At 32.3% G+C, this 14,053-nt stretch carries 18 protein-coding genes; 7 read left to right on the top strand and 11 right to left on the bottom strand.

Going from position 1 to position 14,053, the window contains the following annotated elements:
• Positions 1 to 19: 19 nt before the first annotated feature.
• From ACWNT5_RS10895 to ACWNT5_RS10885, 3 genes are all read right to left on the bottom strand, one after another.
• On the bottom strand, positions 20 to 715 hold the full coding sequence (locus tag ACWNT5_RS10895) for an ABC transporter ATP-binding protein (RefSeq protein WP_456517334.1): 696 nt from the start codon (positions 713 to 715) through the stop codon (positions 20 to 22).
• 247 nt (positions 716 to 962) lie between these two features.
• Positions 963 to 1,625 carry a GTP cyclohydrolase I FolE gene (gene folE / locus ACWNT5_RS10890; protein WP_299602571.1) on the bottom strand — a complete coding sequence of 221 codons (663 nt, stop codon included), beginning with the start codon at positions 1,623 to 1,625 and terminating at the stop codon, positions 963 to 965.
• 22 nt (positions 1,626 to 1,647) lie between these two features.
• On the bottom strand, positions 1,648 to 2,058 hold the full coding sequence (locus ACWNT5_RS10885) for a MerC domain-containing protein (RefSeq protein WP_456517333.1): 411 nt from the start codon (positions 2,056 to 2,058) through the stop codon (positions 1,648 to 1,650).
• Between the two features lie 99 nt (positions 2,059 to 2,157).
• Here ACWNT5_RS10885 and ACWNT5_RS10880 point away from each other — a divergent pair, with 99 nt between their 5' ends.
• The 5 genes from ACWNT5_RS10880 (at position 2,158) to ACWNT5_RS10860 (ending at position 6,399) form a co-directional block, all read left to right on the top strand.
• Positions 2,158 to 2,790, top strand: coding sequence for an ABC transporter ATP-binding protein (locus ACWNT5_RS10880; protein ID WP_456517332.1), 633 nt, complete (start codon positions 2,158 to 2,160; stop codon positions 2,788 to 2,790).
• Between the two features lie 2 nt (positions 2,791 to 2,792).
• Positions 2,793 to 4,184 carry an ABC transporter permease gene (locus tag ACWNT5_RS10875; protein WP_456517331.1) on the top strand — a complete coding sequence of 464 codons (1,392 nt, stop codon included), beginning with the start codon at positions 2,793 to 2,795 and terminating at the stop codon, positions 4,182 to 4,184.
• Positions 4,177 to 4,620 carry a hypothetical protein gene (locus tag ACWNT5_RS10870; protein ID WP_456517330.1) on the top strand — a complete coding sequence of 148 codons (444 nt, stop codon included), beginning with the start codon at positions 4,177 to 4,179 and terminating at the stop codon, positions 4,618 to 4,620. The genes ACWNT5_RS10875 and ACWNT5_RS10870 overlap by 8 nt, the downstream gene beginning before the upstream one ends.
• A gap of 129 nt (positions 4,621 to 4,749) precedes the next feature.
• Positions 4,750 to 5,475: a 5'-nucleotidase C-terminal domain-containing protein gene (locus ACWNT5_RS10865; RefSeq protein ID WP_456517329.1), complete on the top strand. Its 726-nt coding sequence runs from the start codon at positions 4,750 to 4,752 to the stop codon at positions 5,473 to 5,475.
• A 9-nt stretch (positions 5,476 to 5,484) separates the two neighbouring features.
• A complete protein-coding gene (locus ACWNT5_RS10860) occupies positions 5,485 to 6,399 on the top strand; it encodes a bifunctional metallophosphatase/5'-nucleotidase (protein ID WP_456517328.1) in 915 nt (304 codons plus the stop codon).
• Between the two features lie 87 nt (positions 6,400 to 6,486).
• Here ACWNT5_RS10860 and ACWNT5_RS10855 read toward each other — a convergent pair whose 3' ends face one another.
• The 5 genes from ACWNT5_RS10855 to ACWNT5_RS10835 form a co-directional block, all read right to left on the bottom strand.
• Positions 6,487 to 7,317 (bottom strand): hypothetical protein, encoded by an 831-nt coding sequence (locus ACWNT5_RS10855; RefSeq protein WP_456517327.1) that lies wholly within the window; start codon positions 7,315 to 7,317, stop codon positions 6,487 to 6,489.
• A 210-nt stretch (positions 7,318 to 7,527) separates the two neighbouring features.
• Positions 7,528 to 8,112, bottom strand: a complete 585-nt coding sequence (locus ACWNT5_RS10850; RefSeq protein WP_299600420.1) for a HupE/UreJ family protein — start codon at positions 8,110 to 8,112, stop codon at positions 7,528 to 7,530.
• 42 nt (positions 8,113 to 8,154) lie between these two features.
• Positions 8,155 to 8,673 (bottom strand): DUF6702 family protein, encoded by a 519-nt coding sequence (locus ACWNT5_RS10845; protein WP_456517326.1) that lies wholly within the window; start codon positions 8,671 to 8,673, stop codon positions 8,155 to 8,157.
• A gap of 12 nt (positions 8,674 to 8,685) precedes the next feature.
• Positions 8,686 to 8,997 (bottom strand): cation transporter, encoded by a 312-nt coding sequence (locus ACWNT5_RS10840; protein WP_456517325.1) that lies wholly within the window; start codon positions 8,995 to 8,997, stop codon positions 8,686 to 8,688.
• 251 nt (positions 8,998 to 9,248) lie between these two features.
• Positions 9,249 to 9,488 (bottom strand): hypothetical protein, encoded by a 240-nt coding sequence (locus ACWNT5_RS10835; protein WP_299600427.1) that lies wholly within the window; start codon positions 9,486 to 9,488, stop codon positions 9,249 to 9,251.
• A 481-nt stretch (positions 9,489 to 9,969) separates the two neighbouring features.
• Between ACWNT5_RS10835 and ACWNT5_RS10830 the strand changes: the two genes are divergently transcribed.
• Complete coding sequence (locus ACWNT5_RS10830; RefSeq protein ID WP_456517324.1) at positions 9,970 to 11,238, top strand: S8 family serine peptidase; 1,269 nt, start codon at positions 9,970 to 9,972, stop codon at positions 11,236 to 11,238.
• 69 nt (positions 11,239 to 11,307) lie between these two features.
• On the opposite strand, the gene ACWNT5_RS10825 is transcribed toward ACWNT5_RS10830, so the two are convergent.
• On the bottom strand, positions 11,308 to 11,697 hold the full coding sequence (locus tag ACWNT5_RS10825; protein ID WP_456517323.1) for a Fur family transcriptional regulator: 390 nt from the start codon (positions 11,695 to 11,697) through the stop codon (positions 11,308 to 11,310).
• A gap of 166 nt (positions 11,698 to 11,863) precedes the next feature.
• On the opposite strand from ACWNT5_RS10825, the gene ACWNT5_RS10820 reads away from it, so the two are divergent.
• On the top strand, positions 11,864 to 12,373 hold the full coding sequence (locus tag ACWNT5_RS10820) for a hypothetical protein (RefSeq protein ID WP_456517322.1): 510 nt from the start codon (positions 11,864 to 11,866) through the stop codon (positions 12,371 to 12,373).
• 102 nt (positions 12,374 to 12,475) lie between these two features.
• Here ACWNT5_RS10820 and ACWNT5_RS10815 read toward each other — a convergent pair whose 3' ends face one another.
• Together ACWNT5_RS10815 and ACWNT5_RS10810 are read right to left on the bottom strand one after the other, a co-directional pair.
• A complete protein-coding gene (locus tag ACWNT5_RS10815; protein WP_456517321.1) occupies positions 12,476 to 13,402 on the bottom strand; it encodes a GTP-binding protein in 927 nt (308 codons plus the stop codon).
• 125 nt (positions 13,403 to 13,527) lie between these two features.
• On the bottom strand, positions 13,528 to 14,025 hold the full coding sequence (locus ACWNT5_RS10810) for a hypothetical protein (protein ID WP_456517320.1): 498 nt from the start codon (positions 14,023 to 14,025) through the stop codon (positions 13,528 to 13,530).
• Between the last annotated feature and the right edge of the window lie 28 nt (positions 14,026 to 14,053).

Here is a 14,053-nt window from a genome sequence, read left to right as displayed (position 1 = left end):
GAATTGATTTGTTTTACGTTTAGATAGTTTTTAGGTATAAGTCCTGTAATTCTTCTGCTGTGATAGCATCTGTGTTTGAGGTATGTACCAGTTTTCCTTCTTTCATGATACCAATTTTAGTACCTACATTAACAGCGTTAAAGATGTCATGAGTAGCCATAAAAATTGCTTTACCTTCATTGCTTAGTTCTTTACATATTTTGGTGAATTCTAAAGTGGCTTTAGGGTCTAAACCAGAAATAGGTTCATCCATAAATATGTAATCCGCATTTTTGGAAAGAGCAATGGCGATACCAACTTTTTGGCGCATACCTTTGGAATAAGAAGCAAGCTTGTTTTGATGAGCCCTTTCCTGAAGACCAGCTTTTACTAAAAAATTAGATAGTTCAGAGTTAGAATATTTAAATCCGGCGAGTCTACTGAAAAAATTAAGATTTTCTAGACCAGATAAATTTCCGTAGAGTTGAACTACCTCAGGAATATAGGCAATCATCTGGGTAGTTTTATTGCTATTTGGAGTTACTGTCACCCCGTTTATTTGCGCTGTACCACTGGTGGCTTCAATCAAACCTAGAAATAGATTGATGGTAGTTGTTTTACCTGCACCATTCTGACCAAGTAGACAAAAAATTTCTCCTTTATCAACAGATAAATTTAAATCACTAAGAGCCTGGTGCTTACCATATGTTTTGGTGAGATTTATTGCTGTGAGCATAGTATAGAGTAGTATAGAGTTTATGAGTTGTGTGTAATTTTTTTTAAGAAGTAACCAGTAATTCTATAGAAAATATAGTTTAATTAAGCTGGAGGAGGTTTATATAGTAAACCACAAAATTCACCAGAAAGTAAGACATCTTTTTCTTGTGAATTTTGTGACTTATAAATATTAGTAGCGAATAGATACATAGCAATAATTTTATGTATTAAAATTCGCATATCTTTAGTATTCGTTTCATTATAAATTAATTATCACCTTTTGCTATAATTCCTAAAAATTCATTTCGGTATATAGGATCAGCAAACTTGCCACCAAACTCGATAGTAGTGGTAAAACTATTTTTGTCTTTGATTCCTCTAGAAGAAACACATAGATGTTTCGCATTTACAACAACAATAACATCATCGGTACCTAAGGTTTTTTGTAGATCCTTTAATATCTGCAGGCATAGTCTTTCCTGTACTTGTGGTCTATGAGAATAATAATCAACTAAACGATTGATTTTTGATAATCCTATTACCTTATCTTTTGGGATATATCCTACATGGGCATTGCCAACTATAGGAAGAAAATGGTGCTCACAAGAAGAGTCGATATTAATATTTTGCTCTACGAGCATTTTCTGATATCCGTACTTATTTTCAAAAGTTGATGTTCTCGGTCGATTAGCAGGATTAAGACCGTAAAAAAGTTCCTTTACGTACATTTTTGCAAAGCGATAAGGTGTTCCAGAAAGACTATCATCAGTTAAGTCCAGACCCAGTTCTTTCATGATTTCTGCAAAATGATGCTGTATATTCTTTATTTTTTCATCATCACTTTTGTCAAAAGCATCCACTCGCAATGGAGTTTCTGTAGCACTAGAAGCGTGCGCATCACCGATAGATTCTATTTCTTCTTTGTTCATTGTACTCATAATCCTATATTCATTAGTTTTCACAACATTTTTCATTGTCGCATTTGCAATATTTTTGATTATAAAAATGCAAAGCGACCAAAGAAAGTGTTACCACATATATTATACTTTCTCCTAAGTGAATGAGTTCGAGTTTTTCATTAAGTATACTAGCAAATAAAATACCCCATAAGCTCCAAAAAAGATATTTCATGATAGGTCTGCTAGTGGTCTGGGTAGATCGGTATACAGCTATAAATGATAATGCTAAAAAAATAAAGTCCAAACTTTTCCACCATAAAGGTTTAGAACCATGATGATCTGCTACGTGTGAAGCAGTATGCGCTAGAAATAAAAAAGGAGTAGCGATACAGTGTATCAGGCAGAGGCTACTAGCCAATATACCTAGTTTGTCTGAGTTATTTTGTATGTCTAATAATTTCAACTGAGGTGCACATTTAAATCCCGGCAAATATACTACTATTTTTATAATTGCAACGTTGTTGCGTTAATATAATTTCTCTACTTTTGACAAAATGTTTTTATGATACGAACAGCGTCTCTTCAATATGCGTATAAGCATTCTGAAGATCAAAATCTAGTTTTCCCAGACATTCACCTTTCTTCCAAAGAGAGCTTATTGATTTTAGGTGCATCTGGCGTAGGAAAGACTACTTTGTTGCATTTATTGGCTGGACTTTTACCGATTGATACGGGAGATGTTTACATTGGGAATACCCATATTAACAGATTAACTAGAGGAGAGTTAAATCATTTTAGAGGACAAAACATTGGTCTTATTTTTCAGAAATCTTATTTTATCAAATCTTTATCTGTGCTGGAAAACTTGTTGATTCGAGAAAAATTTTCGAAAAGTAAAAGTGATCGATATCGGAGAGAAGAATTATTAATGCATTTAGGATTATGTGATCAAATGCATAAAAAGGTATATCAACTTAGCGAAGGACAACAACAACGATTATCGATAGCTCTAGGAGTAATTCATAAACCTAAGATCATATTAGCAGATGAACCGACATCTAATTTGGATGATATCAATTGCGAAATAGTAGTTTCTCTTCTAAAAAAAGAAGCTAAGATCTGCAATAGCAATTTAGTAATTATAACGCATGATCAGCGAGTAAAGCCGCATTTTAATAATCATATAATCTTATAAAATTGTTATACTTAGCATACAAAAATCTTATTTCTAAACCTCTAAATACGGTATTAAGTGTTTTACTCTTGGTACTTAGTATTTCACTTGCTACGTTTATTTTGCAAGTAAAAAAACAACTTAATGAACATCTAGAGGGAAATACGAAGCATTTTGATATGGTTATTGGTGCCAAGGGAAGTCCTTTGCAATTAGTGTTATCATCTCTTTTACATATAGATAATCCGACCGGAAACATAGATCTAGAAGAAGCTATGAAAATAGCTAAAAAACCAATGGTCAAATATAAGTTTCCTGTTTCATACGGAGATAATTACAAAGGATATAGAATTTTAGGAACAACACATAAATACCTAGAGGTTTATAAAGCACAATTACAAAGAGGAAGATTATATGAAAAATCATTCGAAGCTGTCATCGGAAGTCAAGTTGCAAAGCAAATAAATCTTAAGGTTGGTAAAACTTTTGCAAGTAGTCATGGTTTGGCTGAGAGCGGTTTAGAAACTCATAAAGAAAAGCCATTTGTGATTACAGGTATTTTAAAACCGACAGGAACTATCATTGATAATCTGATTATTACAAATCTCGAAAGTATTTGGGAAGTTCATGAACACTCGGATGATGAAGGTCATGAAAATGAAGAAGTTCATCAAAAGCATCAAGACCCCGTTAAGAAAGAGAATTTTAATCTTATCACAGAAACACAATCTCATGAAGATGGTAAGCATGTTCATGAAAATAAAGAGTATCACCCTGTTGAAGAACATAATCATTCGCAAGACGATCCTAAGCACAAAGAGGAACATGATCACTCCAAAGAACACGATCACTCAGAAAGAGATGATGAAGAGAAAAAAGAAATCACTTCATTGCTAGTTAAATTCAGAAATCCAATAGGAGCGTTGCAGACATCCAGGTTTGTAAACGAAAAATCTACAATGCAAGCAGCAATTCCAAAATTTGAAATTGATCGATTAACGACGTTTTTAGGGGTAGGGTTTCAGGCAATTAATGGGATTTCTTTAGTGATACTTTTTATTGCTTCACTTAGTATTTTTATTAATGTTGTAAGATCAGTAAGAGAAAGAAAACAGGAGTTGGCTTTATTGAGAACCTATGGAATAAGTACGTTTCAGTTGATAAAACTTGTTTTTTTGGAAGCGCTAATGTTAACTTTAGTTAGTGCTATTTTTGGTTGGTTGTTTGGTAGATTAGGCGTTTGGTTGTTTTCAGTTTTCTCCGATGCTTATGGATATGATTTTCAGTTCGGTATGCCTAATAGAGAAGAGGTTTATATGTTGTTACTAGTTATGGTTACTACTTTGCCAGCAGCAATTATAGCCTCTTTGTCTTTATTAAAATTAAATGTTTCTAAAATATTAGCTGATGCGTAAGTTTTGTTTATTTATCATAGTATTATTTAGTGTTACTTCGACTTTGTTTTCTCAAAAAAAAGTATCCTGGAATGACTTGGCGCAAGTAACGTTTCGTAATGTTTATAATGTAAACTATGATGATTATTTTTTGAAACCAACATTTGATACATCTGTAGAAGCTCTTGAGGGTACCAAAATAAAGCTTACAGGATATTTTCTAGACTTTTCATCAGAAGATGATCAGTTTTTTCTACTTTCTCGAAACCCAATGTCATCTTGTTTTTTCTGCGGAGGATCTGGACCTGAATCTGTTGTAGAAGTGATATTTAAAAACAATACAAAATATAAAACTGATCAAATCGTGGAGATAATAGGTGTACTCGAACTCAATGACGATGATGTTGATCATTGTAATTATATTCTTAGGGATGCTATCGGTAGATTAATAGAATAAATTAATCACATTTGCACACTAGTTTTTAGATCGAATTACTTAAGTTTGATTTCAAATTAATAAAGAAAATATACGATTCATTATCCGATGAAACAGATACTTTTAAAAAGCTATTTTATAATAGTTTTCTTGATAATTTTTTCTTCATGTAAGAAGAATAATTACCTCACCAGCATAGAAGGTAAAAGAATTGAAATTAACGACACTATTGTTAGCAACCCTGAAGTTGATGCTTTTATTAAGCCCTATAGAACTCATGTGAATAAAATGTTAGATAGTGCTTTGGCTTACGCTCCACAAACATATTCCAAAGGTGATGGAGATTTGAATACTGCCATTGGTAATTTAATGGCAGATATAGTATTAGAACAAGCAAATCCAGTTTTTATTTCTAGAACAGGTAACAAAATAGATATGGTACTTCTAAATTATGGAGGAATACGAGCTCCTATTTCCAAAGGAAATATAAGTGCAAGAACAGCATATCAAGTAATGCCTTTTGAGAATAGCATAATCGTAGCCGAAATGAAAGGAGCTTTAATTAAAAAGTTGATTGCGTATTTACAGGAGTCTAAAAGAGCACATCCAATTTCTGGATTAAAACTTACTTTGGATCATAATTTTGAAGTTGTGAATGCATTAATTAATGATAAAGAGATTGATGATGAAACCTCTTATTTCGTGGCAACAAATGATTATCTATATAACGGAGGTAGTAATATGTCTTTTTTTAAGGAATCAACTAATTCACACATACTGAATTATAAAATTCGAAATGCGATGATTGACTATTTCAAAAAAGTAGACACAATTAATCCAGTAAGGGATGATAGGTTCATACAAATTAACAAATAAGGTACAGGAATGAAGCGTAGAGAATTTGTAAAACAAACAGCAGTAACAGCAGGAGCGGTAGTATTAGGAGGTTCAGGTTTGTCATCTTTTACAGGGAATTACACTAAAAAGATTACCATCTTACATACCAATGATCTACATAGTCATATAGATCCATTTGGTCCAGAAGATGGGCGAAATGCAAATAAAGGAGGTGTTGCAAGGAGAGCTACAATTATAGAAAATGTTCGAAAAGAAAATCCAAATACCTTATTGTTAGATGCAGGAGACATATTTCAAGGAACACCCTATTTTAATTTTTATGGAGGAGAATTAGAGTTTAAGCTAATGAGTATGCTTAAATATGATGTTGCTACTATTGGGAATCATGATTTTGATAATGGTATCGAAGGTTTGCATGCACAATTGCCTTATGCGGGATTCAAATTCGTTTCTGCGAACTATGATTTTTCCAATACGGTAATGGATACTTTTGTAAAGCCTTACGAAATTATCATAAAAGATGGTATTAAGATCGGAATATTTGGACTTGGTATTGCTTTAGAAGGATTGGTGATGAAAGATTTATATAAGGAAACGAAATATTTGGATCCGATTGAGATTGCTCAGGATATGACCTCAAAACTAAAGAATGAAGAAAAATGTGATTTGGTAATATGCTTGTCTCATTTGGGGTATGATTATAAGAAAGAACCGAATAAAGTAGGGGATATAAGTCTAGCCAAAGCGACAGAAGATATAGATCTTATTATCGGAGGACATACACATACTTTTCTTAAAGAGCCAACGATAGTACAAAACCGAAAAGAGAAAGAGGTGATGGTAAATCAGGTAGGTTGCTTTGGATTATATTTAGGTAGAATTGATTTTTATTTTGATCACCAAAAAAGTAAAATTTCTAAAGCAAGTACGATTTCTGTATAACAGGTAATTAGTAATAAGAATGGTTAAAATAAAAGTCCAGTACAAATTTGTACTGGACTTTTATTTTAAAGCCTTTCGGGATTAGTTTTATTCTTTAAGCATAACTGTACGCTTTACATTATTAAATGGTCCAGGAATTAAATTTCCTTCTGCATCTATAAGTTCTAATTGGATAGTTACTTCTCCTTTAGGTAATCCTTTCATTACATAAGGAGTCCATTCTGTAAGCATGTATACTTTATCGTTGATGGTTGCACGTACCTTATTCCCCTCTGGAGATAATTCAGTATTCAGAACAAAAAAGTCTAATAAAACCTGTTCAGTTCCTTTTCCAGAATATTCACCTTTGGGTCTGCTATAAATAAGTGTTGGAGCTTTCATATCAAGACCTATAGTATCTTTTGGATTCTCTCCAACTACTACTTTGCGAACTACTACAGAGTTTTCATTCTTTACAGACTCATGAAATGAACGGCTTAAAAAAGCAACTAAATGATGTACTCCATCAGGAATTTCTTTTTTAAAAGTAGGTTCGTAATGAGCAGAGTAAGGCTGGTTATTCAGGATAAAATGAATGTGCTGTCCTTTTCCTGAGTTTGCTAATTTTTCTGGATTTGGACCTGTAGTTTGTGCTCCTAATTCATAGTTTTCTACTTTAAACGAAAAGTCCATCTCGCCGGATGCTTTAGCAACTATTTCTTCCGGCGTATCCAATATAAGTGTTGCATCAGCATATGCAGGAGAACCTTCTAGTTTGTCTAATATGATTTCTGGTTTTGCTACTTCTTCTTTAACCTCAGTTTCTACTTGGTCCGTCGTTGTTTCTGTTTCTGATGCTTTTTTCTCCTGTTTACAGGCTGTAAAAGTAACTGCTATTAGAAGCATTTTAGCTAATAAGTGTTTTGTGTGAAATTTCATTTGTTTGGTTTTCAAGGGTTATAAATTTGTAATTAATGAAAGTACCAACTATAATTGGATTAGTTAATTCTTGACTTAAAATTATTGAATTCTTTCTTCTATAATTTTAGCTCAAAAAATACAAATTATCCTAGTATTTCCATTGTATATCTTGATGTTTTATTAGATTTTATTTATGACTTAAAAACAGATAAAGAAATATAAGGTAAACTAAGCTCCATTAATAGCATTTAGGAAAATAGTAGTTGCTATTCCAAAACCTGCTCCTGATACAAATAGATTCCATTTAAGATGTTCTCCTTTGATGAATTTCGTATATACCCACAAAGCAATCGTAAATAAAAGTACAATGAATAGTTGTCCAACCTCTATTCCAATATTAAAAGCAAATAAAGGCATAACAATACTATCCGTAAATAACATGAATTTAAAATTACTAGCAAAAGCTAATCCGTGGATTAAACCGAAAACCAACGCAATGGTGTATTTTATTTTGGTATCCGAGAATTTACCTTCTTTACCATAGTTTACAATATTAGCGATGGCAGTAATCATAATGGTAAAAGGAATTAAAGTGTCTATGAGTTTGGAATTAGCGGGTATCACATCCAAAGCACTAAGAATAAGAGTTCCACTATGTCCAATAGTAAAGGCTGTTATGATTACTAATATTTGTTTCCATTGTTCTAGTTTGAAAGCAGCACACAATGTCATTACAAATAGCAAATGGTCATAGGCATTAATATCTACAATATGCTCCCATCCATTAATAAAAAAAGAACCGAAATTATCCATTTAAAATTTACGTATTAAAAGTTTAGTTTATGTTTTGTATGGTTATAGGTTTAGAGTTATTGGTTTGTCTAATGTGGTAACCTCAAAATAATCTTCGGAGATAAAAGGGGGAATTCTCACAGTCATCCTATTGGACTGTAAAAAGTCAAAATCTTCAAAAAACAAGGTGTTTTCTATACAGATTTGATCTCCTTCTGTAATTGTAGGAATTTTTTTAGCAAACTTTATAGAGAGTACGTTGTGCTTTTCGAAGACTTCGGAAGAAGTATAGATCAGCGGGTAGACTTCATTATTAATAATAATCCTATAATAGCGCTGAAAGTATTTTTCAATAGCCTTTATATCGTCTTTTGATAAATTGCTAGCATTAAAGTTCTTTGTATACGTATCATTCATGCTAAAAGTAAAGTCATCAATAAAGACTCTACATTCTACTCGCAATAGGTTATCTTTTGGAAAGCTTTGAATTAACGAAGAGGTCAATTTTATGGGATGTGTGCTATTAAATGACGTTGATATAAGGAGTATACCTCCAAGAAGTATGATTTTAAAAAATTTCATGTTTACAATAATTTAATTATTTACAAGGGATTTGTGTGCAAGTCTTTCTATAGTTGTTTCTAAAATTCGTGGTGAAGTTTTTTCCGGAGTATAAACCACAGAAAGATTTTTCGTATGGAGATTCAAAATAGATTGTTGAACTCCAGATTCTTTAAAAATTCCTTCTTCTAATATTTTTTGGCACTTTTTACATGCAGCCTTGGGAATATTTACAACTAAAGTATTATCTCCTTCTTTTATTTGTAAAACTCTTTTTTCTTCTTCTTCGTTGGAACCACAAGACGTAAATAGTACAGCAAATAGTATAAAAAACAGGTTTTTCATAGCTAATGTTAAAATAAGTTTGAAAAGTAATATGAGAAATTTTCAATGATAGAGTCTAGAGCCTATTTAGTAGGAAAAATAGGACTTAGACTATATCAATTGTTTCTTTAAGCGAAGCTTTTAATGACTAGATGTATGCAAACACAACGGTTTATCATATAAATAAACTACTTGCGATCTTTCTGAAAACATCTTATATGTGCAGAAAGATTACAAAAAATAACATGAAAAAATAAAAACTTCGTATAAACTTAACAACTAGGAGGAGGTTTGTTGTATACCGTTTTAGGTAGCGTAATGCAATTGTTAAGTGTAGTATAGTTAAAGTTAGTGGTTTCTTTATAAGAGATAATAAAAGGTTTGTACTCATAATTTTCTACATCATGATTAGAAAAAGGAGTAAACTGATGATGAGTAATGATTATCTCACATAATTCACATTCTACTCCAATATCATCGGAGAAATGAGAAAACGCATGCAAGTCAGCCACTCTTATTAAGAGAAAACTGAAAAGAAAAAATAGAGAAATGATATTTTTTAAAGAAAGACTTCTCATCAGGTAAATATAAGAATTCTAGAGAATCTTAAAATGTATCGAGCAAATTTAACGCTCTGATTTTGTCTAGAAAGAGAATTTTAGATCATTTTGTTTGATCTATTTTCTTGTAGATTAAACATTTATTGAGCTGATTAGATGTTAAAAAGATTTTTTTATAGTTAAATTAAGTTAAATAAAAGTTAAATGTTTTTGTTGGTTTATTTTCATTTAAACTAAAATTTGGAATATTTTGTTATAAATAAAAATCTTCTCAATAGCTAAAAACACTAATGCAATATCATTGCATTAGTGTTTTTTATTTGGTTGTTTTTATCCTAAAAATGGATTTGTTAATACGTTGCCCTGCGGTTTTACCACAGTGATTTTTTCATTTGAATTTTTAATTTTGGGCACTAACACAAATTTAACTCATATGAAAACTTTTAGTAAACTAGCTGCGGGCGCTATGCTCTCAGCATTGATGATCACCTCTTGTCAAAACGAAAATTTTTCGGACGGAACGGTGGAAACAATTGTACAACCAACGAGTACAGAAGGTAAAATTATTCCAGGACAATTTATTATTACGTTCAAGGATTCTAAGGTAGAACCAGCATCAAAGGTTTTAGAAAAAAGATCTTTTACGAGTAGAGAGGACAAGGCAAGTGCCGTTCGCGATATCTCGGAGGTTTCTATTAAAAAAATGAATACAATTTTATCTGAATACAATGTAGATCAGTCCAAAGTATTAAGCTATTACACTACGAAAATTTCTGGAGTAGCAATTAATCTTGACGATAGCGAATTCGAAAAAATAGCTAAAGATGACAATATTGCTTCTATAGAATATGATAGAGTAGTGGAGTTACCAAAATTCGAAATAGAAGAAGTAATCTCTGGAGAGCAGTCTCAAAGAATGGCACAGCAGACACCTTGTGGAATTACACGTGCAGGTGGAGCTGGTAATGGCGCTAATAGAGACGAATGGATTTGGGTAATCGATACAGGTATTGATTTAGATCACCCAGATCTTAATGTAGTAACCAATACTACCTACGCAAGATCTTTTGTGGGAGGTTCTGCAAACGATTGTAACGGTCACGGAACGCATGTTGCGGGAACTGCGGGAGCAATCAATAACGGAATTGGTGTTGTAGGAGTTTCTGCAGGTGCACCAGTAGTACCGGTAAGAGTTTTTGGATGTAGTGGTGGAACTAGTACATCTACAATCTTATCAGGTATTAACCATGTAGGTCAGTACGATTTACCAGGTGATGTAGCTAATTTAAGTCTAGGAGGTTTCTTCGGATCAGGATGTGCTAATAATTCTTCTTATAGAAGTGCTTTAACGGCATTAGCTAACGGAGGAACAAGAATAGCAATCGCTGCAGGAAACAGTAGTGCGAACTCTGCAAATTATCAGCCTGCTTGTGTAAATGGAAATAATATTTATACAGTAGCTTCGATGACTTGTAACAGAGGTTTTTCATCTTTTTCTAATTATAATATGAATCCAGTAGATGTTATCGCTACAGGTAGTAGTGTGAGAAGTACATATCTAAATGGAGGGTATGCAACTTTAAGTGGAACATCAATGGCTTCACCTCACGTAGCAGGAATCATGCATGCTAGAAATAACGGACCAAGAACATCCGGTACAGTAAGTAGCCGAGGAGAAAACTATCCTATCGCTGTAAGATAAAAAGAATATCATTTTATTTTATCGTTGGGATGTGTAGTTACGAAACCATTAGCTGGAGAGCTGATGGTTTCATTTTTTGCATTTATTACAAATGCCAATCACTAAAAACTGAGTTTCTTGTATAGTAAACCCTTCTAAGGCAGGGATATGAAGTGTATTAGGTTGACACGTAACCTCGTTACATACTTGACATTCGAAATGAATATGATTATGAATTTTGTGAGACGTTCCACAGCTATTACCACACAAAGCGTAATAAGCTTTTCCATTTTTACCGGTGATGAAATGAACTTCTCCCTTTTCTGCAAAACGATCCAAAATCCTATATATCGTAGTTTTATTGACTTTTATAGGCATGGCAAGCATAATGTCATCTGCAGATAATGTATGCTCAGATTTAGATAAAATTTCTTTAACCAGGTTTTGTTTCTCTGTATTCCTAGTTTTTTTTATTTCCATAATATAATGTTCAGATTCCCGTTTATACGGTTAAAATAGTAATTTTTGATCAGAGAACAATTATTTTAGGAAGTATACATAAAGAACTTTCATCAATATTAAAAAAAATCTATCTTATATAAAGAGGGAATTTTTTATTTAACTTCGCAAAACTTAACTACATATTATGAAAACACTTAGTAAATTAACAGTATTAGTAGCTGCGATTTTGTTTGTTTCTTGCAAGCAAAACCCAGCAGAATCTCCAGAGCACAAAGCGATGGTAGAGAAACACAAAACCATGGAAACTTCTCATGAGACAATGGCTCAAGAGCACAATGCTATGAAGGATGATCATCAACAAATGGTGAATGCGCATAAAACATTAGAGAACGATTCGATCCATGTGATTACCGAAAAAAAACACACTGATGTTTTAGCAAAACATGGTGAGTTAATCGCTGCACACAAAGCATTAATAGAAAAACATGCGGAGCTTGAAGCTAAACATGTTTCTGGAGAAATTACATTAGAGCAGATGACAAAAGAGCATGAGTCTATGAGTGCAGAACATGAGACGATGGAAAAAGAGCACCAAAAATTAGCTTCTGAGCATAAACGGATTAAGGAAGAGGATGAGAAAATGATCAAAGAAGATCAGGAAAAAGAGAAAGAAGGCGAAGCTGATAAAGAATAAGAATTTATTAGTATAAATGATCAATTATAAATCGAGTTAAAGTAATTTTAGCTCGATTTTTTTATGTTGATACCAATTGCAATTGGTGTCAGATTAATTCAATTATAGTAAATGGTTTATATTTTGAATGCTGTTTTCAATTGCTTCAGTTAAAGTAGAAGGATTACTTCCTGGACCAATGGTAAGAAGTTTAGCACCTGTTATAGGTATTCCATTAAAAGGTCGTATATAAACGTCTCCGTCGGGTTTTCTTTCGAAGTAGGTGTAGTTTTTATCATTCTTTATTTTAGTACATCCTTTTATTCGCAGAATACTTTTAGGTATTGCCTCACAAATCTTGTAAATACAATCAATTTCAGGAAGATTGGGCAAATCCACAGAACTAGAAGCCCAATGAGCTTTTTGATGATTAAATTGCTGTGCTCTATTGTTGGTAGGGACTAATTCGGGAAGTGATAAAACATTTAAATTCTCTATCGTTGTGATTTTCGCAAACGGATTCAATATCTTTAATTCTTCAACTACCGTAGTTTTTCTATCTGAAGAAATAGTATGTATATGCGTTAGTACAATTAAAGAAGAAACCTGTATTTGATTTGTTTCTAATTCATTGTGTTCACCTCTATGTTGCCAGTTTTTAACATCCACCACAGATATTTGGATCGGTGGTAAAAACCGTTCATTCAGTCCAACACCTAGAAATTCCATCAATGTACATGCATCTGATGTTCCATTAGCTTCAATTAGAGTGATTCCGTTTTTTCGGGCTGGAATTCTATTAATTACATTTCTTAGTTCTACAATACCGCTGCAACAAATACAACTTCCACTTAATGGTTTAATACTATTTAATTCAATTTGTTCAGAAAATTGTTGAGCATCTAAATAGGCATTTTCATAGTCATTGAGAATGACAAATGGATCCCAATTTTTACTGATAAAACTAGTCAATAAGTGTTTTAGTAATGTAGTTTTTCCAGCTCCTAAAAAACCTACAACCGTTATGATGGCTTCTTTATTGTTAACCACTATGATATTAATTTAAAGGGTATTGTTTTTAAGCAGTAGTTTAAGATACTATCTTTTTATTGTATTAGACGAATACTTCTACTTATAATTTCCGCTGAGATTAGTTTTTAAAGGAATTTCTGAGATTAGTTTAGACAATGTTTGTCTACACAGACTAAATCGGAAAAGATGTTTTTAAAAACACCTTTCTTTTTAATATAAATCTTACCGGTTATTTTTATAGGAATCTTATATATAGTGTTCAGTGCAAGTTGTAACTCATTAATTTTTTTATTCAAATGGTATGAGAAAACTGAAAAATAAGGATGATCAGTTTGCCAAAGCATATCTGAATGTTGCTTCTGCTTATGAATTTGCTCATAAAAATCATTTAAACCTTTGATATCGATGAAATGACGATTTTTTATAGCGTCTTTAACAATACAATTGTTGTCAGATAATGCGAAGGTGATTTCTCTAATGTCATTCTTTTGTATCAACCTATTTATTTGTCCTACCATTTCTGAATCAAATGTTATAGAGTTTCCCAAAGAGTTATAATAATAGTTCTCTTCATGAAAAGTAGCATTGATAATTGACTCTAAATAGTCGGTAGGACAAAGAAAATATAGGTGTTTTTTCACTATAGTGTAAATAGTTTTATTAATTAAA

Source organism: Aquimarina sp. 433 (assembly GCF_054054605.1).
Note: the sequence above shows the minus strand (reverse complement) of the source record. Positions and strands in the feature narration are given on the sequence as shown.